Source organism: Psychrobacillus sp. MER TA 171, from assembly GCF_023713305.1.
Classification (GTDB): domain Bacteria; phylum Bacillota; class Bacilli; order Bacillales_A; family Planococcaceae; genus Psychrobacillus.
Map to the genome: position 1 here is coordinate 165434 of NZ_JAMAWN010000003.1, position 21090 is coordinate 186523.

Below are 21090 nucleotides of genomic sequence, written 5' to 3' on the forward strand. Positions count from 1 at the left end.
ATTATAAAGAGGGTGGAGCAGCTTGGAGAAATTAATTAAGAAATACATACCGATGACGGAGACCGCATTTTATATCCTCTTTTCTTTGACAGAACCACGTCATGGATACGGAATTATCAAAAGAGTAGAAGAGCTGACAAATGGAAGGCTTCATCTAGGTTCGGGAACGATTTATGGAACGCTCACTAAAATGCAAAAAGATGAAATGATCACTGTCTTTTCAGATGAAAAAAGAAAAACAATTTATGAAATTACAGGAATAGGCAAACTGATTATGCGAAAGGAAATGGAGAGGTTACAGGAAGTGCAAAACAATATTTCGCTTTATAAGGGGGAATTTGATGAAGAGATTTAGATGGTTTTGGAGCTACCGTATACAATCGACCGAGAAATGGTTAGAAAGCATGGCTTTGAAAGGTTTTATGTTAAAAGATTTCAATAGATTCACACGTATATTTACATTTAATAAAACAACACCTAAGAAAGTAACCTATTCGATACAATACAAATCTTGCAGTTTACCCGATCGGTTACAAAAAGCCGGTTGGCGAGATCCATTAAAGGCGGGTAAATGGAGTATTCTCAAAAATGAAGCATCTCATGTTCCGTTTTACCCATCTAGCGATAGCTTGTTTAAACGGATTCGATTACATGCATATTTATTTTTGATCATATCCATCTTTTATTTATCCACAAGTCCCGTGAATTTCTTGATTTTAAAATCATTTGATGATAATAATCCTAACTTTGCATCTATTATTATTCCGTTACTTATATTATTACTATTAGCAAGTGTTACGATTTTTGTCTTTATATCCTATAGAGCATATGAAAAATATATGTTTAATCTTAACGAAGAGGTCAAAAATAGTAGAAAGAGAATAAGGAAAATCCGTTTAGCATGGATGTATCAACCGCTTCAAACTAAAAAGTGGTTAGATGAAATGCACAGGAAAGGCTATGAGCTTGATCGCGTATATGCTGCCATATTTACTTTTGTTCCTTCTAAGCATGAAAAAATAGCATATGAGGTTACTTTTGAGCCTAAGCTGAAATCCGATTATTATACGCTTCACAAGGAAATCGGATGGAAGCTTAAGTATACGTCCAATATGTCCGTGCTGAATTACTCTATCTGGTCAATGCCTTATAGTGAGCAAGCACCTAAACCTTCGTTCACTTATGATATAGCAGAAAAACGACAGCAAATAAAAAAAGCATTTAAAATGAATATAACAATCACTCTATTCCTATTACTAGTTTTAGGCCAATCCTTGTATATGCAGTGGGTATTAGATATGCCTTCGTCTACATTTACTATTGTATTAAAGTACCTAATAACATTTATGACGTTTTTCTGGATTATTTTAACCACCAAAGCTATTATTGGATATAAAAAAGAGATGAACTTACTGAAGGAGTTTTAAAAAAGAATCCTAGCGATAGGGTTCTTTTCTTATTTTAGTTATAATAATTGAAACTTTCCAAATATTTAAACGTATGTATACTAGCGTGTAGAAGGGGAGGGTGTCATGCACTGGATTATGTGGGTTTTTTGGGGCTTCTTTTTAGGTATCATACTAGCTGCCTATCTTGTGGATCGTTTAGGTAGTAGAAAATATAATCTGGAGCATAAGAAAACAATGAACCAGGTAGCTGCCCAAGCCAACTCAGATAGAGAAGTAGAGAGGTATAACAATCAGTCATTTTAAAAGAATAAAAAGATAAGAAATTTGATTTTATGTAAACGAGAACTAAACCGGTTAATAAAGTAAAAGTTTAGGAGAAAATATGAAAACAATAAATACTAAACTAGAAGAAATAGACGCTTTAATAAATGGAGTGATAGAAGAAAAAGGAGTTGGAATTAGTGTCTCTATTGTTAAAAATGGGAAACTAATTTTTGCTAAAGGGTATGGATACGCTCAGCTGGAACCTACCCCTAAATTAATTGATGAAAATACGTATATGAGTATTCAGAGTGTAACTAAAAATTTTGTTGCAGTATGTATGATGAAATTAGTCGAAGAGGACTTGATTCAACTAGACAAGCCTATCGTACATTATCTGCCCTACTTTCGGACAAAAGAGAAAGACTCGAGTGATCATATCACAGTAAAGCAAGTATTAAGTCACACTTCTGGTTTTCCAGCTGATTTAGGGATAGCCAATTTGGTTGCGCCAAATGTAAGGGAGATTTATTCAGATACACCAACTGAATGGAGTGAGGCTTTAGCCCATTATCGGTTAAAAGAAGAAGAGGTAACTAGTATCCATAGTAGAGAGGATATCACTAGATGGTTTCGCAAGGTTGAGTTAGATTACCCTCCTGGACATACTTGGAACTATTGTACGGATGCTTATGTTATTTTAGGAGATTTGATAGAGAAGGTTACAGGTGAAAGCTGGGAATCCTTCCTTCAAAATCGGTTTATTACACCATTACAAATGAAGAGAACTACGGCAGATGTCCGTATCATAATGGACGATGACAATTATGCTAAATATTATATGGGGCCTGATAAAATTGAAACGCCTTATCCAACGAATTCATTGGCTGCTCCGATAGGCTTCCTTTACTCTACCGCAACAGATTTGGCAGCCTATATGTTGTTTCATTTGAACAAAGATTTTAACCAGTTACTTGACGTTTCTTCAAAAAAGGAAATGCAAAGTCGAGAGAGTCGCGTTTCTCAAGATTGGGATAACGAGACGAATACATGCTTTTATGGGCTAGGGTGGTTTATAGAGGATTATAAGGGCCAAACCATTGTAGAGCATGGCGGAGGGCAAATGGCAGTTAGAGCATTAATATCATTAATACCAGAGGAAAGTATTGGCATCGCCATTCTTTTAAACTTTGATAGTAGCGTCCATCGTGATATCAGTAGCAAGATCATGGATATCATGCTAGATTTATAGATTTTATTAATCGAATTAAATCATAGTTTGAATCTTCAACGTATATGATAAGTAGAAGGGGTGTTTGTTGATGAGTAGATATTCAATAGCTGAATTTATAAAAAGTACGGAGCAGGAAGATAAGGGAGAAGGCTTTTTTGAATTAGAAACGGAACGTCTACTGGAGGTTAATCTGGAGGGGCTAGTTTGGGCAAAGGCAGGATCCATGGTTGCTTATCATGGAAAGATTAAGTTTGAGCGTGAGGGCGTTTTTGAGCAGGGGATGGGTGCAATGTTCAAAAAAGCTTTAACAGGAGAAGGCGCCTCGCTTATGAAAGCAAATGGCCATGGTAAGTTATATCTTGCCGACAGTGGAAAGAAAATCATTATCCTTCATCTACAAAATGAAGCGATCTTTGTAAATGGGAATGATTTGCTAGCTTTTGAGCCTACGATTAAGCATAATATTAAAATCATGAAAAAAGTGGCAGGAATGATGTCTGGGGGCTTGTTTAATGTAAAGTGTGAAGGAACTGGTTTAGTGGCTATTACATCTCATTACGAGCCTCTTACATTGCGTGTGACTCCAGGAAAGCCTGTTTTTACAGATCCTAATGCTACCGTGGCTTGGTCCGGTAACCTTCAGCCTGATTTCCAAACAGACGTCTCCTTTAAAACCTTCGTCGGTAGAGGTAGTGGAGAGTCGATTCAAATGAAGTTCCAAGGAGACGGCTTTGTTATTGTACAACCTTATGAAGAGGTATATTTCCAAAGGCAGAGTTAAGTGTTAGCAATATATTTCGAAAAAATTCAACATAATTAATGGCAAACAAAACGCTCAGAGTAATTCTGAGCGTTTTTTCGTGTAATTCTTATCCTTGAATGATATTCGATAATAGATTCTTAAAACGGTAAGAACTACACCAATCATGAAAACAATAGCTAGTAAGAACATCGCAGCTGGAAAAAGACCAATTGCATTCATCGTGGTTGAACTATTATTTTGTAATGTGGGAACAATAAAAAACAACCATCCGATTAATAATGCTGGAACTATTTGAGGCATTAATCCAAGGACAAATCTCCAAGCGGTTTGTTTTTTTCGTTCCTCAGACCATCTTTTACTCAGCAGAATACCTCTAATTCCTAATAACAAATAGATCATTGTAATAACTCCAAGTGATAAATCAATTATTTTAGATACTGGAGCTTTTAGTTCAGGTTTTTGCCCCTCGGTCAATTGGATAATACCTGTACTTATCTCATAAGCGTGTTCAATTGTAGGAGTAAAGCTATTTAATAGAACTGCAACTGCATAACCACTATTCGGTATTATATCTTGTTGCGCTTGATAGGTTGTTTCCACCCCGCTATGTGAAATGCGTGCTGGCTTTACATTAGGTGAGCTTAATTCCCAACCAAGACCATATTTTTCACTTCCAAGTTGTGGAGAATAAGTTTCTTCTAATAATTCTTTTGATAGTAATTGCTCTCCTTCTTCAGATTTACCCTCGTTTGTTTGCATAGAAAGCCATTTACCCATATCAGATGCTGTAGATATAATACTTCCAGCCCCCATATTCATCGCTTCTAGCTCTGACCAAGGCATTGCCTTTCCATATACGGTTACATATCCTCTAGGTAGACCAACTACTAAGTCTCCCGAATTAACATTAGCAAGTGAATCGTCCATTCCAAGCGGAGAGAATAACTTTTGTTTAAGATATTCAGAGAATTCCTGTTCACTAATTTTTTCTACTAAAAGTGCTATGATCCAGTAATTTGCGTTACTATAGTAATATTTCTCTCCTGGGTTTGCTTGAAGCCTCCAATCACTTAAACGTTCTACTCCCGCTTTTAAATTATTCGCTGGTGGAACAATAATCGGATTTGGTATACCTGATGTATGACTCAAAAGTTGACGAATCGTAACTTCCTTCCAGCGTGAATCATCAAGTGTGACCTCTGGCAAATACTTAATTACTCGATCATCGAGTTGTACTTTACCTTCCTCAACAAGCTGTAAAACAGCAAATGCAGAAAATGATTTAGATGCGGAACCAATTCTCATTAACGATTTTTCCGTTATAGGATTCCCTTCAGAATCGTGACCATATCCTTTTTCATATATTAATTGACCGTTTTTTACAACTACTATGGAAGCACCAGGTAGTCCGTGCTGCTTTAAATAGCTAGTGACAAACTTATCAATGTCTTCAGTTTTAAAGGTGTGATTAGCGTATACTTCACCTAAAAAGGGAAAGGGTAACTTAGCTAATAGGATAAATATTAAAAGAAGAACAAAGCCTAGTTTCTTCGTATCAATAGATTTTTTCAATACTTTTCCTCCTGTATTTTTCTTATTTTACAGAAATATTCCATCTATTAACTCATCATACCGTAATAGTGTTAACTGGTTATCAGGCTCGTGGCTAAAATTGTCTAAGTCTGCAGTCTTATCTAGTCTTTTGTTTAATAATACTAGAGGAGAGGAGGTGAAGGGGGAAGCATACTGATTTAAAATCTCCATATTCAGCACATCCCATTGCTTATTTATGTAAAATCTAAAAACAGGTTCCTCATCTTAAGAAAGAGGAACCTGTTTTAGGATGATATACAACGTATTACAAAGGAGTACCGCCGTTAATATGAAGTACTTGTCCAGTTACATAAGACGAATCTTCAGATGCTAAGTATACATAGCCCGAAGCCAACTCGCTTGGATGACCTGGTCGTTTCATAGGTGTTTGACTACCGAAACCATCCACCTCATCAGCAGCAAAGGAGGCAGGAATAAGCGGCGTCCATATTGGTCCTGGAGCTACAGCATTTACTCTAATTCCTTGTTCTACAAGGGAACCTGCTAGTGAACGAGTAAACGTTAAAATAGCACCCTTTGTAGCGGAATAATCAATCAAATTAGGTGCACCTTGGAATGCAGTGATAGAAGTAGTGTTAATAATCGTACTTCCTTCTTTTAAATGATCAAGCGCAGCTTTAGTCAAATGGAACATACTAAACACGTTTGTACGGAAAGTTTTCTCCATTTGTTCAGCTGTTATATCTTTCAGAGATGTTTGAGTATGCTGTTCACCAGCGTTATTAACTAGTATATCGAGCTTTCCAAATTCGCCGATTACTTTACTTATAATTTCCTGACAAACAGACTCCTCACCAATATCTCCAGGTAGTAGTAAACATTTTTTTCCTTCGTTCTCTACAATTTTTTTGGTTTCTTCCGCATCCTCATGCTCATCTAAGTAGGAGATTGCTACATCTGCACCTTCTTTAGCATAAGCTACTGCTACTGCTCGTCCAATACCACTATCTCCACCAGTGATTAAAGCAATTTTTCCGGCTAGTCTTTGAGATTTACCAGCAAGGTTTTGAGAGAAGTCAGGTCTTGGCTCCATTTCTGCTTCAATTCCTGGTTGACGTTTCTGTTCTTGTGCTGGAATTTTTTCATTTTTTCGGTTTTCCACTAGAATCATTCCCTTCTTGATTGCTAATTGTAATTTTCCATTATAATGATTAATTACCCATAGCAATAATGACCAAACATAAAAGGGAATATACGACTGGAGAAAAGGTTTAAGTAAAAGGGAAGGAAGATCATCGAAAATGCTTTGTATAAAGGATACAATTACTAGTTTCCTTACCCCTCCACAAAAATAGCAGATAGAACGGCACCAACAGCTTGTATCCAGCTACCTACTGTATTGATTTCCTGATTTTTTAAACTATTAGGTGGATATCTAACCGATAATGCTTGATAAGCAGCTCCAATTACTTGAATAACATCACCTAGATTATTTAGAGCATTCTGTATGGATTGGTTTCCTGTGAAATCAATCGTTAATGCTCCTCCTACTGCCTCGAGCAAATCTCCTTGGGAATCTAACACCGAGCTAACTTTTTCGTTTTCTATAAACTCTGCTTGTAAGGATACCAAGTTTCCAATCGCCTCCAGCTGGCTGCCTACAACGAATAAATAATCCTGATTTTGAGGGATTAGACTACTTCCAATAGCCTGTAATGCCAAACCAATGACATTTAAATCGTTTAGTATCTCATCTGATAAAACGGATGAAGGAGTGCTTCCTATAGCAGATAAAACAGTTCCTATTGCTTCAATCCAAGCACTTATTTGTGATTCAGTCCACATTTTCAATCATTCCAATAACAGTTGATTCGACCCTTTATTAGTATATGTCAGCATCTTTGAGGGAGTTAGACAGTTATTATTATGGAAAACAGACCTTGTGCTAAGGAACTACAAATATAGGAAAATAGGAAGATTTTAACTACTATTATATAATTCTTTTCAAAAATAATATAAAATACACACAAAGTACACATAAGGCCTTTATAGTGAGCCTTAGGGGTGATGACTAAGATTGAGGGAGAAATGGGTGTCTTAAACTATGAAACTAAAGGTATTGTTGATTGAGGATGACATGTTGATGAGGGAATTTATAACAGACTATTTCAAAAGGGATAATTGGGAAATTTATGAAGCAGATGACGGAAAAGCAGGGATTGAATGTTTAAATCAAACAAACTTTGACTTAGTTATTTTAGATATCATGTTGCCTAAAATGGATGGATGGTCTGTATGCAAGTACATTCGTGAAAAATCGGAGGTACCTATCATAATTATTACCGCAAAATCAGAAGACGATGATCAAATCTTGGGATTTGAGCTAGGTGCAGATGAGTATGTTACTAAGCCTCTAAGTCCAAGGGTATTGGTAGCCCGTGCCAATGCATTGATAAAAAGAAGGGAAGGTATTGTCGTACAGGATGGAGAGACGGAGATTTACGGGAATATACGTATTAATCGATCGGCACATACCGTTTCGGTTGCTCACGAAAAGATACTTCTCTCACCAAAAGAGTATGATTTGTTCATCTTTCTTATCAAGCATTATGGCAAGGTATTACACCGAGAATATATTTTAAACGCTGTATGGGGGTATGACTATATGGGAGATTTACGCACCGTAGATACACATATAAAAAAGTTAAGAGCGAAGCTTGGAGTAGAAGGGAAATATATTTATACCGTTATACGATCTGGCTATAAATTTGAAGTGGAATCATGAGAAGAAATAGTGTGGTTTTTAAACTGTTTATTGTAACGACTACTCTTATTTTAATTGTTTTTTCTTTTATCATGCTAGCTGAAGTGTTCTTTTTCGAAAAGTTCTACCATTCGTCAAAGGTACAAACATTAGAAGAGAATATGATTTATTTAAAAGATCAAATCAATAAAGAGGAACTAAATGAACAACAAATAAACGAGCAAATTGCTTCCTTAATGAATCAAAAAGATGCAACAATTTCTATACTAAATGAATACTTTAACCACATCCCAATAGAACCATATTGTATCGAGCTAAACGTTGACCAAACCTTGATCTCTATTCGAATTCCCAATGAGGGGATGGAGGTGGGATCACTTCCACAAGAACTCGAGATTGGCAATACATTAGTTATAGATGGAATTTTCATAGATGAAAAAAATAAAATTTTACAGCCAGTTGAGATTAACCCTCCTCAATTTAGGGACGTCCAAATGGGACTGTCAAGAGTGCATGGAAAGGTAACTGATTTTCTACTACCAGAACAAAGGTCATACAACCCTCTCTATCAAGACACTCTCATCGATGAAGTCTTAAATGATTGGATACCTAATTCTCGAGAATTATCACTTTTGAAAGATGGATCTGTCGTACAAAGACAATGGCAGGACAAATGGAGTGGAGTAAATTACATTGTCTTAACATCCGCACTAGAGGATCAGGACAGGTATTTAATGGTTATGGCTTCTTTACAGCCTGTTGGAGAGGCCGTCGAGGTACTTCAACAATACTTTATCTTAATAGCTCCTATTGTTATTGCTCTGGTTATTATCCTGTCTATGATTTACTCTAGGATTGTTTCAAGACCGATAAGAATGTTAAGCCGTTCTGCAACGCGCTTAGCTAAACTCGACTTTTCTGAGCAAATAGAAATCCGTTCCAAGGATGAATTTGGTGGGCTTGCGCGAGACATGAATTCCTTATCGAATAATTTACAAGCAGCTTTAAATGATTTAACACTTGCAAATGGGAAACTACAAGGGGAAATAAAAGAGAAACAGCAGGCTGAGAAACTTCGCAAACAGTTAATTGCAAACCTCTCTCATGAGCTGAAAACCCCTCTTGGAATTATAAAAGGCTTCGCTGAAGGCTTGCAGGATAATATAGCTAAAGAAAAAAGCGAACGGTATCTATCTCTGATCGTTAGTGAAACAGATCGGATGAATGCCTTAATTTTAGATATGCTAGAGCTTTCGAAATATGAGGCAAAGGCTATCCGCTTACAGATGGAAAACTTCTCTTTAACCGATTTAATAGAGAATGTAGCTGAATCTTTTTCTCAGCAGTTGGAGAGCAAGCGATTATTACTCAGCTATGACTTTGAAGCTGATCAAATATTAGTTAAAGCAGATTACAGAAGAATTGAACAGGTTATCTTGAATCTTTTGAGCAATGCAATTCGGCATGCTTCCGAGAATACTATAATAACCGTTAGTATTACTCGAACAGAGGTGAATAAAGTGACAGTAATAATAGAAAATGTTGGCTCATTCATCGCGGAGGAAGAGCTAAGCAATATTTGGGAACAATTCTACCGTATTGAAAACTCACGAAACCGCAAATCCGGTGGTACCGGTTTGGGGCTAGCCATAGTGAAACATATACTCGAGCTTCATCAAAGTGAATATCGAGGGATGAATACAAATCAAGGAGTAGCATTTTCTTTTACATTAAATGAGGATAGGGGAGAACAAGATGAATAAATCTATTTACATTATAGCTATAACGGTACTTTTCTTTACCAGCGGCTGTGGAACACAAATAAATTCTACTACATCTGACAAGTCGGAAGATAGTCAAAATGAATCAACAGCAGCAAAAGGAACATCGGATAACGAAAATGAAACTAAAACTGAAGACAATCAACTGAAACAAGTGACGGACGAGGAGATTTTAATTGTTATTGACCAAACAGCTAAACCAATTGAAGGGAATAGCTTTGACTTTGTCATAAAAGAAGTACCAGAGGGATTCTCCTTAACAGAAATGCAGTGGATTTCAAATAAAAGTCAAGTTATTAATACTGTTCAAGAAGCCATTGAACATGGAGCTAGCGGAGAAGAAGGGTTCTATATTAGTGGAAACGGCGAGTATTCCGGGTTCTTCTATTCTGATGCTATGAAAGGCGAGGAAGGTCAGGTTAAATTTATTTTCAAGGATGACCAGGGAAATGAGTTAACTTGGGAAAAAACTCTAACTTTATATTAATATCTGTATCTGATTATCTTTTTTTCTAAATCCACCTTTTGTAATTAATAAAGCTCATCTTTAATATTTTATGGTAAAATATACTAATAAATATAAAATATTCAATGAATGGAGTATTTATTAATGAAAATATCTAGAATCATTGCGGGCCATATAACTTGTTTGGTACTACTAGTTGGAATATATGATACAGCTTCAGCCGAGCCGACATGGGAAGCTAAATGTTCTTCATATGGAGATATTAAGCAAAATCAAAATCCATCATATCAACATATGAATTGCCTACTTACAAATTCAGCTTTAGATGCTAATATTCCTCCGGAGGTTGTGAAAGCTGTGGCGTCCAAAGAAAATGGTGGATGGAAACAATTTAATGAAAATGGACAACCAATCGTTTCAACGGACCAAGGGATAGGTATTATGCAGATAACTAATCAGGCAGCTTATGACCAAGAACGATTAAAATACCATGTCACCTACAATATTCAGGCTGGTGTGGAAATCCTTAAGAGTATGTATCAACGTAATGATCTACCGAAAATAAAAGGAGCAGGACCAGAAATTATCGAGAGCTGGTATTTTCCAGTCATGGCTTATAACGGTATAAAACCAGCTAATAGCCCTGTTTATAAATCCAATGGTTTAAATAATACCGAGGCATATCAGGAGAAGGTCTTTTCTTTTATCGAAAAGGACAGTTACTTGAACAATTCTAAATTAGGAAAGCTAGACTTCCGTTCAGAGGACTTTGAATATGATACTAGCAGCACCGAAAACATAGTTTTTAAGAAGAAAGAGTACACATTTACGAGTCCTATGCATGCTTCCTCGTATCATTTCCAAAAAGGAGACAAGGTTAGTGTAGCTCAAGACAATGTAAGGCTAAGATCGCAACCCAGCACTTCATCTGCTTCAACTACTTTAGGTAAGAATACGACCTTAATTATTGAAGGAACATTTTTATATGACCAGTCACTAACGAGCATAAATCAATTTGTATGGTATCCAGTTAGAACAGAAGACAAAAAACATGTTGGTTTTATATCCTCTGCTTACATTAACAAAAAAACGAATACTCAACCTGTTAAAAAGGTAATGTGGGGGAAAACTGAACTTAAACTAGGACAAATAGGTAAAGTTACTATCCTATCGAATACAAACCTAGTAAAAATGGATAGCAACGGTTCATTGACGACTGTCCGTACGCTTAAAAAAGGCGAAGAATACCGCGTATATAATTACAAGAGCAACAATGGCGGATTATATGGCGTAGGCGGGGGGAGCTACATCCAGAAGTCCTCCAATATAAAATACGAAACGCCATCTAAAAGCAAGCTAGCGTTACTGGGACAATAAAAAGTATTCATTTTAAACCATTCTACGACTTGAAGTAGAATGGTTCTTTTTTGTTTAATTGGAAATCCAAGGTTGCAATAATGTAATGTGAACGTCATCTAAAGCGAAGGCTCTTTGTAAAAATCTCCCCTATAATAGGGTTATAGCAAGGAAGATTAAAAAACAAAGGGGCTAAAAAAAATGAAAAAATTACTAATTATATTTCTTACTACCGTTATAGCAACAACCGTATTAACAGGGTGCAATCTTTTGGCAAAAGCTAATGGGGTCATTCTGTATGGCGAACAACAAGATATTATAGATTCTGTAGAGCGTGATAAAAAAGAAATAATCGAAGAAGAACAGTTCACTATTAAAATGATAGAGCAAGGTCAACAAAAGGTAATGGTTCTAACGGAAGAAACAGCAAAAGAACTTGTAAGCAAACAATTAATCCGAGAAATAACTAACCAAGAAAAAGGAAAAACAAAAGTAGCTAAGTCTCTTTCGAAAGTTTCAGAAGGTGAGGGATTACTTTTCGCAAAGCAAAAGGTGGAAAAACTGGATGCTATGGAAAACGTAAAATATGAAGGTAATTTAATCATTGGTGAAGGTAGAGCATACACAGATATGTTCCTAATCGTCACTAATGCAGATTATGATGCAATAGAAGGTACGGAAAAAACGATGGCTGTACTTAAATATGATAAAGATCCGAGTGCTGATGGATTGAAATATGATGTAGAAAAAACTCAGCTAGTTAGAATAGAAAACTAATACAGTAAGGACTGTCTATTATAGGCAGTCCTATTTTATTTTCTAAGATTTTGAGAATCTACGCTTATTGTAATTACTTTGAGATAGTTAATAACAAAAATTAAAAAAAATTTTATTGTCTAGTTGATATTGTGAAAAAGTAATAATATGATTCTTATATTGATTAAATTGAAAAAAGATTATATCTTAATGTTCTTGCTATGTATTAGAGAGAAGGTTCAGCATGAAGAAGTATAAAGGTGAATTATTAATGATTATTACCGCTGTTATGTGGGGGAGCGGATTTGTTGGAATGTCAGTAGGCTTAGAACATTGGAGTGTAATGCAATTAATGGCGCTTCGTTTTACATTAGCAACAGTTCTATTAGCCATTATTTTCTCTAAAAAACTAAAACTAATTTCTAAAAGTGTTTTCTGGAAAGGCTCTATATTAGGTGCTATTCTATTTATTGCGTTTTCATTACAAACACTAGGGCTTGAGTATACAACTCCCTCAAAAAATGCCTTTTTAACAGCTATTAATGTGATCATTGTACCTATTATTGCTTACATCATTTATAAACGTCGATATGACCACTTTGAGATTTTGGCAGCTATCATCGCGATTGTAGGTATTGGATTTTTATCTCTACAAGATTCATTTACAATTAATGTCGGAGATATGTTATCAATTCTGTGTGCATTCGCGTTTGCATTTGATATTTTTTATACGAATATCTTCGTAAAAAAAGAAGATGCACTAGCATTAACAATTGTCCAATTCTTCGTAGCTTCGATTTTTAGTTGGATTGGTGTTCTTATACTTGGAGAAATTCCTACTTCAGCAAGTGTGGAGGGCGTTTTAACAATAATATATCTAGCTGTTTTTTGTACTTTAATTGCTTATGTATGTCAAAATATTGGAATGCAGTATGCAGATCCAACAAAATCTGCGTTAATTCTGTCGACAGAGTCCTTATTTGGAACATTTTTCTCGGTATTATTATTAGGTGAAATTTTAACAGGGAGAATGATTTTTGGAAGCTGCCTGATATTTACCGCTATTATTATCGCGGAAGTGAAACCATCCTTTAAAAAGTCTATAATAAACGCTTAACAACGAAACTGGGCTTACATATTATCTGGAGTCTGGTTTTTTGTTTCTATGGTGTAAAAGCCTAATTATAAACAAGTCTGATTTTTACCCAAAAGATCTACAATTTTTTGATAAAGGAAGTAATCAAGTCGTTGAAATGCTTAATTTCATCACTCATTTCAACCCAACACGTTCAAAGAGTAACGTTTTATATATTTTAGTATATTAATTGAACAGGGAATACGTAATCGAAAAAAATAGTTTGAACAGAAGGCATGAGGTGTTCTGTGCGAAATCGGCTTTTTAAGTAACAATTCCGATGTGAGTAAGCTAGATACCCTCGCTAAGAGTCAGGCAGCAGGAAGGGCTGTTGCTGAGCGAATCAAGAACTATATCGAAACATTGCCGGAATAATAAATCCAAAAAAAGAAGGGGTGTCGGATTTCCGAACTCCTTCTCTTATTCTATCTGGCACCCAAGTATACGTACTCCAGTTGATTGTCCTTGCCGTAATGGAACACGACTAGACTGTTGCTGTCGTATTGAGGGTTGTACATGTAATAGCCTATCTCGGTCATTTCATCGTCTTTGTTAAAGAAACCGATGTGTTTTGATTGTTTGGCCAGTTCGACTTCGAACGGTGCGTTGTTCTCCGGTTCTTTAAGGTGTATCGCTTTGTTTATCACTTCGAACTCGACGGGGAACTCGGCTTTTAGCGTCTCGAAATCCTCAGCTGCAAGTAGATCCATGAAACGTCTAGAAGTTCTGTCGGTTTCCTGTAGGAACGAGCTGTAATCACTCATGATGTCCTTTAACTCTTGGTTCTCTTTTTGTAGTGCCTCGATTTCCTTCTTGTAGTCTGTACCTGCGCCCATATTGTCTTTCTCGTCCGAGCAACCGGCTAAAATAATCGAAACGAGTGCTACTGTCAGTAGTTTTTCCAAATATTCCATCCTCCTTTTGTGTCAACACCTGAAATTGTATATTACCATTATTAGGAAAAAGTATTTTATTTTATTGAAAACTGGCTTTTGGATTAAAAATATACAAAGAAGAATTTGACTTCCTTCTTTGGTGAATTATCATGGGAACTTTTTACAATTCTTTATGAATGAAAAACTGTTGAAATGATTAAAAATTGAAAGACTAGAGGATACGTTTGCAAATTATAGAGATAATCTTACTATATTAGTAACAAAGGTAACAGATGAAGTTCCAGTAGCTCTAATAAGCTATTTAGCAAGTGAATTCAATTGTGTACTGTAAGTATTGCTTTAATGACTAATCAATTAGTTATTTGTAGAGGAGAAGAAAGATCTGCGATTAGAATGACTTTTTAAGTGAAGTGATCGCAAATTAAACAGCAAAACTATATTTAATCATTTAAATTAACACCACTAAAAAGAGATAAAATAATATTTCTAACATAAAAAATTGAATTAATATTTGAAAAAGGAGTGTCTGGATATTATTGTCCGAAGTGACGGTAGATTCTTGTTCATGTACATATACGGGAAGGTAAGTGATTGGTTATTGCTATTACTAAAAATATTTTAGTTTACATAATATAAATTATACGAAGTTACGTTTCATTACATAAGTATACTTGAAACAGTGAGATATTTGAGAAAAACGTGTTTTTTTTTGGTTTGTTTATAAAATTTCATTAGATTTATTGGCAGCATTAAAATTTATATTTTTTCTTTTTAATATTTGTTTGCAATTCTTAGCCTTGTTTTCGATTTTAATTCCTTGTTATATATTCCTTCTTTTAATAGTTCAATTTATCTTACAATGTTCCGTTATAATTTTTCACCATCCAGATCAACAAATATTCTTTCTCTTTATATTTGTATCACAGAAAAAAATATTGCCTTCTGAAGTTTTCAACATCTTCCTCTTAAATGGAAAATGTTATATGTGTATTCCACGAGTTAATGTATTCCTTTGTCGAATATCCATGTCAGCTAGTCGGATAGTTATACTGGTAATTAGTAAGCAAACTTTTTCTATTAGAACACTATAATAAACTCATTTCGCCTATGCTCCCTCTTCGTAGACAGTAGACACCTATTGTTCTAAAGGGATTTAGTAGCAAAGTTATTCCCTATTATAAGCGTTATAGATTTACGAAATAAGCCAATACGAGCTTTTTCTAGCACCATTCTTCATCCAAAACTTCCATTAAACATAAATAGAACATTTGTTTCCATCCCGTAAAATTCATCATTTTGGATAAAAAACGCCTGCTATCTTCCAACAGATTTTTCGTTTTTATATAATAGCTTGATAAAACATACTTATAAAGTCCCTTAATAATTCCAATTACTTCTTCATCGAAATATTTGTTCATTTCCAAGTCTGATCTAACTTGTTTGAATAAAATTCAATCGCCTTTTTATAGCTTTGAATATGTTCATCATTCGACGTCTCCATTATATTTTTCAGTAAAAGTTCCATTGCTTGCTGATGGCTCTCTAAGTTGTAAAGAGTCATGGCTAAAAAAACTTGCATCGCTCTATTAGTTGGAAATTGTTTTAGCCCCTGCTCCAAGGTTTTTTGGGACTTATCATACTCTCCCAGAGTTCTATAGGTGCTTCCAAGGCCTATAAATGCCCCTTCCTGGTCTTTTTCAGGTAAACCTAGGCTAATTGCTGTCTCATAAAACGGAACGGCCTGTGACTCGTCTCCTAGTGTGTCAAAGCTCCAGGCACATTGGTAGTTAATATAAGCATCTTGAGGAAATTCTTTGACCAATTGAAGAAAAATACGGTTCGATTCTAATAATTGGCCCTCTTTTCTTAAATGTAATGCTTGTTCTATCATTTTTTCCATCGTAACTCACCTTCCACTTTTAAAGGTACTAACCTTTATATAAAGAATACAATAGCTTGGCAATTTCAGACAATAGGTTACTTGCTACTTGCTACTTGCTCAGTCTCTAGCTACTAGCTATCTAGAGAATCTGCTCTTATACGTTACTAATGCTGCTCCGTTAAAAGCCTTTTTAAATCGTACTGTTCTTTATCCATAAATCTATAAAAATGTACGCATCTTTCCTATACTGTATTAAAATTATTATGTTACGTTTAATGTGGATGTACATACTTATACTACCTAAAGATAGAAAGGGCGATCTTATATGAGAACAAGTGAGATTGCTAAAAAAGCGCAAATTCATCCAAATACCGTTCGTCTTTACGAGGAGTGGAAGTTTATCTCTCCCGTTCCTAGAAAAGAAAATGGCTACCGGGAATATAGTGAGGTTCATTTACAACAACTATATATTGCTCGGCTTGCCTTTAAACAAGAGTTTATCCAAAATAATTTACGTAAGAAGGCTACCGAAATTGTTTTACTTAGCGGAAAGGAATTGTTTCATAAAAGTTTGCTGTCTGCCAAAGCCTATCTAAGCTTCTTATATTCGGAATACGACTATATGACGAAGGCTATTCAGTCGGTGGATAAATTGCTTCATGAGGAAACAACAAATTTGCCTATTTTCACACATAAAGAGGCTTGCAAACAACTGCAATTAACAGAGGAAACGGTTCGAAACTGGGAGCGGAACGGTTTATTTGCAGTTTCTCGAAATGCACAAAATCGTCGTCAGTATGCGGCTTCAGATATGCAAAAGCTGTTGATCATTCGTACATTACGTAGCGCCCATTTCTCTATCGCAAGTATCCTTCACCTTTTTGAAGAAATTGAATCGGTAAACCATGTAACGAATATTCAATCCCTTTTGAGCTCTGCTAAATTTAAAGATGAATTTTACCATGTAACCGATGAACTGGAGGTAAACCTAAAAAAAGCAATGAATAACGTTAAGTTAATCATTGCGATTTTAGAAAAGCTACAATAATGGAGATTTGTTGTTTGCATCGATGAACATTGTTAATTGGTGCATTGCTCTAGTAGTGGCTATATAAAGTAAGCCTTGGTCATATAACGTATGGTAGTTAAACTTATCTACAAAGGGCACCAGAACTGCATCAAATTCTAAGCCCTTTGCGTACTGGATGGTTGTGACAAGAAGGCCAGCTTCAAATTTTTCTGTTTGTCCGTCTAAAATATGAAATGGAACGGTTAAGCTGCTTGTTAGCCTATTTAAATCGTTTTCTGTCTTGCAAATAATAGCTGTCGTCTTATATTCATTTTGAATCATTTGATGAATTATCTCTATCATCTCATCAAAAGTTTCATAAATGATTTCTCCTGGTTCTTCCCCATGGCGAGCAATTGGATGAATATCACCGGTTCGCATAAATTTCTTTGCGTACATGGCTATTTCATATGAGGATCGATAAGTTGTCGTCAATTCCACGTATTCTATATTAGAGAATATTTTCTCAAAGGATTCCTTTGAAATAGTTTCATATGGCAGTAATGCTTGGCTGAAGTCACCTATTATAGTCCGCTTACAGTTAAACACTTTCGATAGAACCGCATATTGAATTGGCGTATAATCTTGCATTTCATCAAGCACAAAATGCTGTACCAACTCGAAGGTTTTAATGCCTTTAAAATATAACTGAACGTATAGATACGGATATACGTCATTGAATTCAAACGTCTTTTTTGAGTACTTAAATGAATCTTCTCCCAGTTCCTCTATAAAATGACGATAGATATCTAATGGAGTCGTGTATAGCAATCGTTTTTTTAATCTCTTCACAATCTCATTCTTACTTGGGTATGTCCCTTCCCCGTTCCGTTTAGCTTTTAATACCTGAAGAATATCATCAGCTAGCAGCTCTAAACGAGTAGCAACTGGTTCTTTTCGATACTGAAAGAAACGTCTTTTTAAATAATCAGCTGTAAATTCTGTATCTGCAATCGATATGGATTCTTTCTTTAATAACTTTGTATCTAAGTCGCTTAAGAATGTGTTTAGTTGTTCCACAAATGAATAATTAGACTTTATTTTCGCACGTGTAGCTAGCTCTCCAGAAGGGTCCATTATAATTGCTCGCGTTTCCTGCTCATAGGATGTGAACGCTACAGCCGGCGGCAATAAGCTTTCCGTCAGATCATCAATAGTAAAGGAACGAATAGGCTGCTCCCCTAGTTCCGGTAGTACAGAAGAGATATAGTCTCCAAATACTTTGTTTGGGGACAGTATGAAAATTCGATCTGCACGTAAAGTATCTCTATATTTATAAAGGTAATAAGCTATACGGTGTAATGCAACCGCTGTTTTCCCTGACCCAGCAACCCCTTGTATAATGACGTTATAGGCAGACTCATTACGTACGATTTTGTTTTGCTCCCGTTGAATCGACGTCACAATCGTTTTCATCTTTTCACTTGCATGTTGATTGAGTGTTTGTTGTAGAACCTCATCTTGAATCGTCAATGAGCTTTCTACGACATATTTAATTTGTGAGTTTTCGATTTTGATTTGACGTTTGCCTATGAGTTCTCCTTCAAAACATTTTCCCATGGCTTCGTAGTAAGCTTTTCCTAGCTCAAATTCATAATACATATTACAAATAGGGGCACGCCAGTCATAGATAAGCGAAGTACCTTCTTCATCTCTAAAACCAAATCGCCCAATGTAAAAGGTTTCCGCATCGTCCTGTTCTTCACCATTATAGACAAAATCAAATCGACCGAAATAAGGTGACTCAATCAGCTTTTTTATTTGTTCTCTTTCTAATACTTGTGCAAGCCCTTGTTTATCAATCATATTTAGCGTCTGTTGATAATCATACACTTCAAATTTATCGAGCTCATTTTTATACTCAATCGTATATTTTTGTAATTCTTTATAGTTTTGATCCTGATTATTTATATCTTCAGATAGACGTTGATAAGCTTCTTCAAGGTCAGCTTCAATCTTTTCAAAATATGTTATCTCTTTTTTATCCATCATTGTTTGCCCTCCCTTTAAACACCAAAGCCAATTCTAACAATTATTATTTCGCTGGGGTTATAATGGAGGGTTTGACACAAGAAAAGCGCAAGCGCCAGGTTCAGAATTTTATAATTTAAACCATAAAAAAAGACGGGCAGCGAACTACCCATCTCGGTTGTTTAAGCGACTGGTACTACTTTTGTTTCTTCTAAATCAACTTGTAAGCCTTCTTTTTTATTTTTCTTCGCCTTCATAAAGAAGAGTATCGTAATAATGATTGTAAAGATTAATGCACCAATATGTGCTGTTCCGTAAGCTAATCCAAACCCGAGCTTTGCGTCATTTAATATATAGACTGCTATCATGTCGGTAATAAACAGTGCAGGAATTAAGCTGACATAGTAATTCTTCCCTTTTACCATTAGATACATCGTAGCAATCCATAAAGCTAGTGCAGAAGTTCCTTGGTTCGCAAAAGAAAAATATCTCCATAAAATATTAAAATCTATTTTCGTTAATAGGAATGAAATCGCAAACAATGGTATCGCGATTGCTAGACGTTTGGATACTTTTGCTTGATTGATATTTAAATAATCAGCAATAATCGAACGAGCTGCACGGAATGCTGTATCCCCAGATGTAATCGGTAGTACAATTACACCTAATACAGCGATTGTTCCACCAATTGCTCCTAGTAAGGTCATAGATACCTCTTTAACTACTAAAGAAGCGGTACCCTCGTTTATTAATCCTTGTAATCCTTGCCCATCGAACATGCTCATTGCAGCAGCAGCCCAGATCATTGCGATAACTGCTTCGGTAATCATCATTCCGTAAAAAATGTATCGTCCCTGACTCTCATTTTGAGTAGTCCTAGAAATAATCGGGGATTGTGTTGCGTGAAAGCCAGATAAAGCTCCACAAGTAATCGTTAAGAATAGGATTGGGAATATAGGCAGCCCTGCTGGGTGCATATTCGTTAAAGTCAATTCAGGAATTGTATAATCAGAGAACATTAATGCTCCGCCAACTCCAAGTGTCCCGATTAATAAAACTGCTCCGAAGATTGGATAAAAGCGACCAATGATTTTGTCAATTGGTAAAATGGTAGATAAGAAATAATAAATAAAGATAGCTGCAATAATATAACCTAGTGCTATTCTATTATCCAGGAGTGCGCTAAATAAAGAAGCTGGTGTAGTAACAAACACAGTACCAACTAGTAATAGCAATAATAGTGCAAAAACATTTACTAAGTGTTTGGAAAACTTTCCTAGGAATTTCCCTGCAAGTTCGGGAATATGTGCTCCACGGTTCCGAATAGAAATCATGCCTGTTAAATAATCATGTACTGCTCCAGCAAAAATAGCTCCCACGACAATCCAGATAAAGGCGACAGGTCCATATAAAGCTCCCATAATTGGTCCGAAGATTGGTCCAGTTCCGGCTATGTTTAGTAATTGTATCAAAGCGTTTTTATTCTTGCTCATAGGTACATAATCTACCCCGTCTTGATTAGCATAGGCGGGTGTCATTCTGTCTTCTTTGGGACCAAATATCTTTTCAATAAACTTCCCGTACGTAAAATAAGCAATCACAAGAATTACAATTGAAATTAAAAATGTAAACATGTTTTTCCCCCTCTATATTTATTTTTTAATTTTAAATTTAAAACCCTATATTTCTCAGTCGTAACATTTTTGAAAACCCTGTTATTATGTAACCGTTTTCTTGTATTTATATTTATCTTCTGAACTAGTTATTCCTTTTTATATAATTATAATTTCTTA

The 21090-nt window shown here is 35.5% G+C and carries 21 protein-coding genes; 12 read left to right on the top strand and 9 right to left on the bottom strand.

Annotated features, from left to right (window positions below):
* The first annotated feature begins 52 nt into the window (after positions 1 to 52).
* From M3627_RS04570 to M3627_RS04590, 5 genes are all read left to right on the top strand, one after another.
* Positions 53 to 355, top strand: coding sequence for a PadR family transcriptional regulator (locus M3627_RS04570; RefSeq protein WP_169359219.1), 303 nt, complete (start codon positions 53 to 55; stop codon positions 353 to 355).
* Positions 342 to 1427, top strand: coding sequence for a DUF2812 domain-containing protein (locus M3627_RS04575; RefSeq protein WP_251553111.1), 1086 nt, complete (start codon positions 342 to 344; stop codon positions 1425 to 1427). Before M3627_RS04570 ends, M3627_RS04575 begins: the two co-directional genes overlap by 14 nt.
* A 105-nt stretch (positions 1428 to 1532) precedes the next feature.
* A complete protein-coding gene (locus M3627_RS04580) occupies positions 1533 to 1712 on the top strand; it encodes a hypothetical protein (RefSeq protein WP_251553112.1) in 180 nt (59 codons plus the stop codon).
* Positions 1713 to 1791: 79 nt separating this feature from the next.
* A complete protein-coding gene (locus M3627_RS04585; protein ID WP_251553113.1) occupies positions 1792 to 2922 on the top strand; it encodes a serine hydrolase domain-containing protein in 1131 nt (376 codons plus the stop codon).
* Positions 2923 to 2992: 70 nt separating this feature from the next.
* Entirely contained in the window at positions 2993 to 3685 is a 693-nt protein-coding gene (locus M3627_RS04590) for an AIM24 family protein (RefSeq protein WP_251553114.1), read from the top strand.
* A 54-nt stretch (positions 3686 to 3739) separates the two neighbouring features.
* Here M3627_RS04590 and M3627_RS04595 read toward each other — a convergent pair whose 3' ends face one another.
* From M3627_RS04595 to M3627_RS04610, 4 genes are all read right to left on the bottom strand, one after another.
* Entirely contained in the window at positions 3740 to 5239 is a 1500-nt protein-coding gene (locus M3627_RS04595) for a serine hydrolase domain-containing protein (RefSeq protein ID WP_251553115.1), read from the bottom strand.
* 27 nt (positions 5240 to 5266) lie between these two features.
* Entirely contained in the window at positions 5267 to 5431 is a 165-nt protein-coding gene (locus M3627_RS04600) for a hypothetical protein (protein WP_251553117.1), read from the bottom strand.
* Positions 5432 to 5525: 94 nt separating this feature from the next.
* Positions 5526 to 6392, bottom strand: coding sequence for an SDR family oxidoreductase (locus tag M3627_RS04605; protein WP_251553207.1), 867 nt, complete (start codon positions 6390 to 6392; stop codon positions 5526 to 5528).
* Between the two features lie 164 nt (positions 6393 to 6556).
* Positions 6557 to 7066, bottom strand: a complete 510-nt coding sequence (locus M3627_RS04610) for a DUF6944 family repetitive protein (protein ID WP_251553118.1) — start codon at positions 7064 to 7066, stop codon at positions 6557 to 6559.
* A 259-nt stretch (positions 7067 to 7325) separates the two neighbouring features.
* On the opposite strand from M3627_RS04610, the gene M3627_RS04615 reads away from it, so the two are divergent.
* From M3627_RS04615 to M3627_RS04640, 6 genes are all read left to right on the top strand, one after another.
* The gene (locus tag M3627_RS04615) at positions 7326 to 8006 is read left to right on the top strand and encodes a response regulator transcription factor (RefSeq protein WP_169359152.1); all 681 of its coding nucleotides are present in this window, start codon (positions 7326 to 7328) and stop codon (positions 8004 to 8006) included.
* A gap of 11 nt (positions 8007 to 8017) precedes the next feature.
* Positions 8018 to 9748: a sensor histidine kinase gene (locus tag M3627_RS04620; protein ID WP_251553119.1), complete on the top strand. Its 1731-nt coding sequence runs from the start codon at positions 8018 to 8020 to the stop codon at positions 9746 to 9748.
* Complete coding sequence (locus M3627_RS04625) at positions 9741 to 10253, top strand: hypothetical protein (protein ID WP_251553120.1); 513 nt, start codon at positions 9741 to 9743, stop codon at positions 10251 to 10253. The genes M3627_RS04620 and M3627_RS04625 overlap by 8 nt, the downstream gene beginning before the upstream one ends.
* Before the next feature lie 123 nt (positions 10254 to 10376).
* Positions 10377 to 11609, top strand: a complete 1233-nt coding sequence (locus tag M3627_RS04630) for a transglycosylase SLT domain-containing protein (protein WP_251553121.1) — start codon at positions 10377 to 10379, stop codon at positions 11607 to 11609.
* A 180-nt stretch (positions 11610 to 11789) separates the two neighbouring features.
* Entirely contained in the window at positions 11790 to 12365 is a 576-nt protein-coding gene (locus M3627_RS04635) for a lipoprotein BA_5634 family protein (protein ID WP_251553122.1), read from the top strand.
* Positions 12366 to 12588: 223 nt separating this feature from the next.
* Entirely contained in the window at positions 12589 to 13461 is an 873-nt protein-coding gene (locus M3627_RS04640) for a DMT family transporter (protein WP_251553123.1), read from the top strand.
* Between the two features lie 443 nt (positions 13462 to 13904).
* On the opposite strand, the gene M3627_RS04645 is transcribed toward M3627_RS04640, so the two are convergent.
* The 3 genes from M3627_RS04645 to M3627_RS04655 form a co-directional block, all read right to left on the bottom strand.
* A complete protein-coding gene (locus M3627_RS04645; protein WP_251553125.1) occupies positions 13905 to 14384 on the bottom strand; it encodes a hypothetical protein in 480 nt (159 codons plus the stop codon).
* Positions 14385 to 15595: 1211 nt separating this feature from the next.
* Positions 15596 to 15793 (bottom strand): hypothetical protein, encoded by a 198-nt coding sequence (locus tag M3627_RS04650; protein ID WP_251553127.1) that lies wholly within the window; start codon positions 15791 to 15793, stop codon positions 15596 to 15598.
* Complete coding sequence (locus M3627_RS04655) at positions 15790 to 16275, bottom strand: tetratricopeptide repeat protein (protein ID WP_251553128.1); 486 nt, start codon at positions 16273 to 16275, stop codon at positions 15790 to 15792. Before M3627_RS04655 ends, M3627_RS04650 begins: the two co-directional genes overlap by 4 nt.
* Before the next feature lie 307 nt (positions 16276 to 16582).
* Between M3627_RS04655 and M3627_RS04660 the strand changes: the two genes are divergently transcribed.
* A complete protein-coding gene (locus M3627_RS04660) occupies positions 16583 to 17305 on the top strand; it encodes a MerR family transcriptional regulator (protein WP_251553129.1) in 723 nt (240 codons plus the stop codon).
* On the opposite strand, the gene M3627_RS04665 is transcribed toward M3627_RS04660, so the two are convergent.
* Together M3627_RS04665 and M3627_RS04670 are read right to left on the bottom strand one after the other, a co-directional pair.
* Positions 17297 to 19318, bottom strand: a complete 2022-nt coding sequence (locus M3627_RS04665; protein ID WP_251553130.1) for a HelD family protein — start codon at positions 19316 to 19318, stop codon at positions 17297 to 17299. The two genes, M3627_RS04660 and M3627_RS04665, sit on opposite strands and share 9 nt — an antisense overlap.
* Positions 19319 to 19479: 161 nt before the next feature.
* The gene (locus tag M3627_RS04670; protein ID WP_251553131.1) at positions 19480 to 20931 is read right to left on the bottom strand and encodes a carbon starvation CstA family protein; all 1452 of its coding nucleotides are present in this window, start codon (positions 20929 to 20931) and stop codon (positions 19480 to 19482) included.
* Positions 20932 to 21090 lie beyond the last annotated feature (159 nt).

Coding starts and splice junctions, on each gene's coding strand:
- M3627_RS04635 (WP_251553122.1), top strand. CDS start 11,790: ATGAAAAAATTACTAATTATATTTCTTACTACCGTTATAGCAACAACC.
- M3627_RS04570 (WP_169359219.1), top strand. CDS start 53: ATGACGGAGACCGCATTTTATATCCTCTTTTCTTTGACAGAACCACGT.
- M3627_RS04590 (WP_251553114.1), top strand. CDS start 2,993: ATGAGTAGATATTCAATAGCTGAATTTATAAAAAGTACGGAGCAGGAA.
- M3627_RS04650 (WP_251553127.1), bottom strand. CDS start 15,793: ATGAACAAATATTTCGATGAAGAAGTAATTGGAATTATTAAGGGACTT.
- M3627_RS04640 (WP_251553123.1), top strand. CDS start 12,589: ATGAAGAAGTATAAAGGTGAATTATTAATGATTATTACCGCTGTTATG.
- M3627_RS04575 (WP_251553111.1), top strand. CDS start 342: ATGAAGAGATTTAGATGGTTTTGGAGCTACCGTATACAATCGACCGAG.
- M3627_RS04655 (WP_251553128.1), bottom strand. CDS start 16,275: ATGGAAAAAATGATAGAACAAGCATTACATTTAAGAAAAGAGGGCCAA.
- M3627_RS04615 (WP_169359152.1), top strand. CDS start 7,326: ATGAAACTAAAGGTATTGTTGATTGAGGATGACATGTTGATGAGGGAA.
- M3627_RS04630 (WP_251553121.1), top strand. CDS start 10,377: ATGAAAATATCTAGAATCATTGCGGGCCATATAACTTGTTTGGTACTA.
- M3627_RS04670 (WP_251553131.1), bottom strand. CDS start 20,931: ATGTTTACATTTTTAATTTCAATTGTAATTCTTGTGATTGCTTATTTT.
- M3627_RS04585 (WP_251553113.1), top strand. CDS start 1,792: ATGAAAACAATAAATACTAAACTAGAAGAAATAGACGCTTTAATAAAT.
- M3627_RS04600 (WP_251553117.1), bottom strand. CDS start 5,431: ATGGAGATTTTAAATCAGTATGCTTCCCCCTTCACCTCCTCTCCTCTA.
- M3627_RS04625 (WP_251553120.1), top strand. CDS start 9,741: ATGAATAAATCTATTTACATTATAGCTATAACGGTACTTTTCTTTACC.
- M3627_RS04660 (WP_251553129.1), top strand. CDS start 16,583: ATGAGAACAAGTGAGATTGCTAAAAAAGCGCAAATTCATCCAAATACC.
- M3627_RS04580 (WP_251553112.1), top strand. CDS start 1,533: ATGCACTGGATTATGTGGGTTTTTTGGGGCTTCTTTTTAGGTATCATA.
- M3627_RS04610 (WP_251553118.1), bottom strand. CDS start 7,066: ATGTGGACTGAATCACAAATAAGTGCTTGGATTGAAGCAATAGGAACT.
- M3627_RS04665 (WP_251553130.1), bottom strand. CDS start 19,318: ATGATGGATAAAAAAGAGATAACATATTTTGAAAAGATTGAAGCTGAC.
- M3627_RS04605 (WP_251553207.1), bottom strand. CDS start 6,392: ATGATTCTAGTGGAAAACCGAAAAAATGAAAAAATTCCAGCACAAGAA.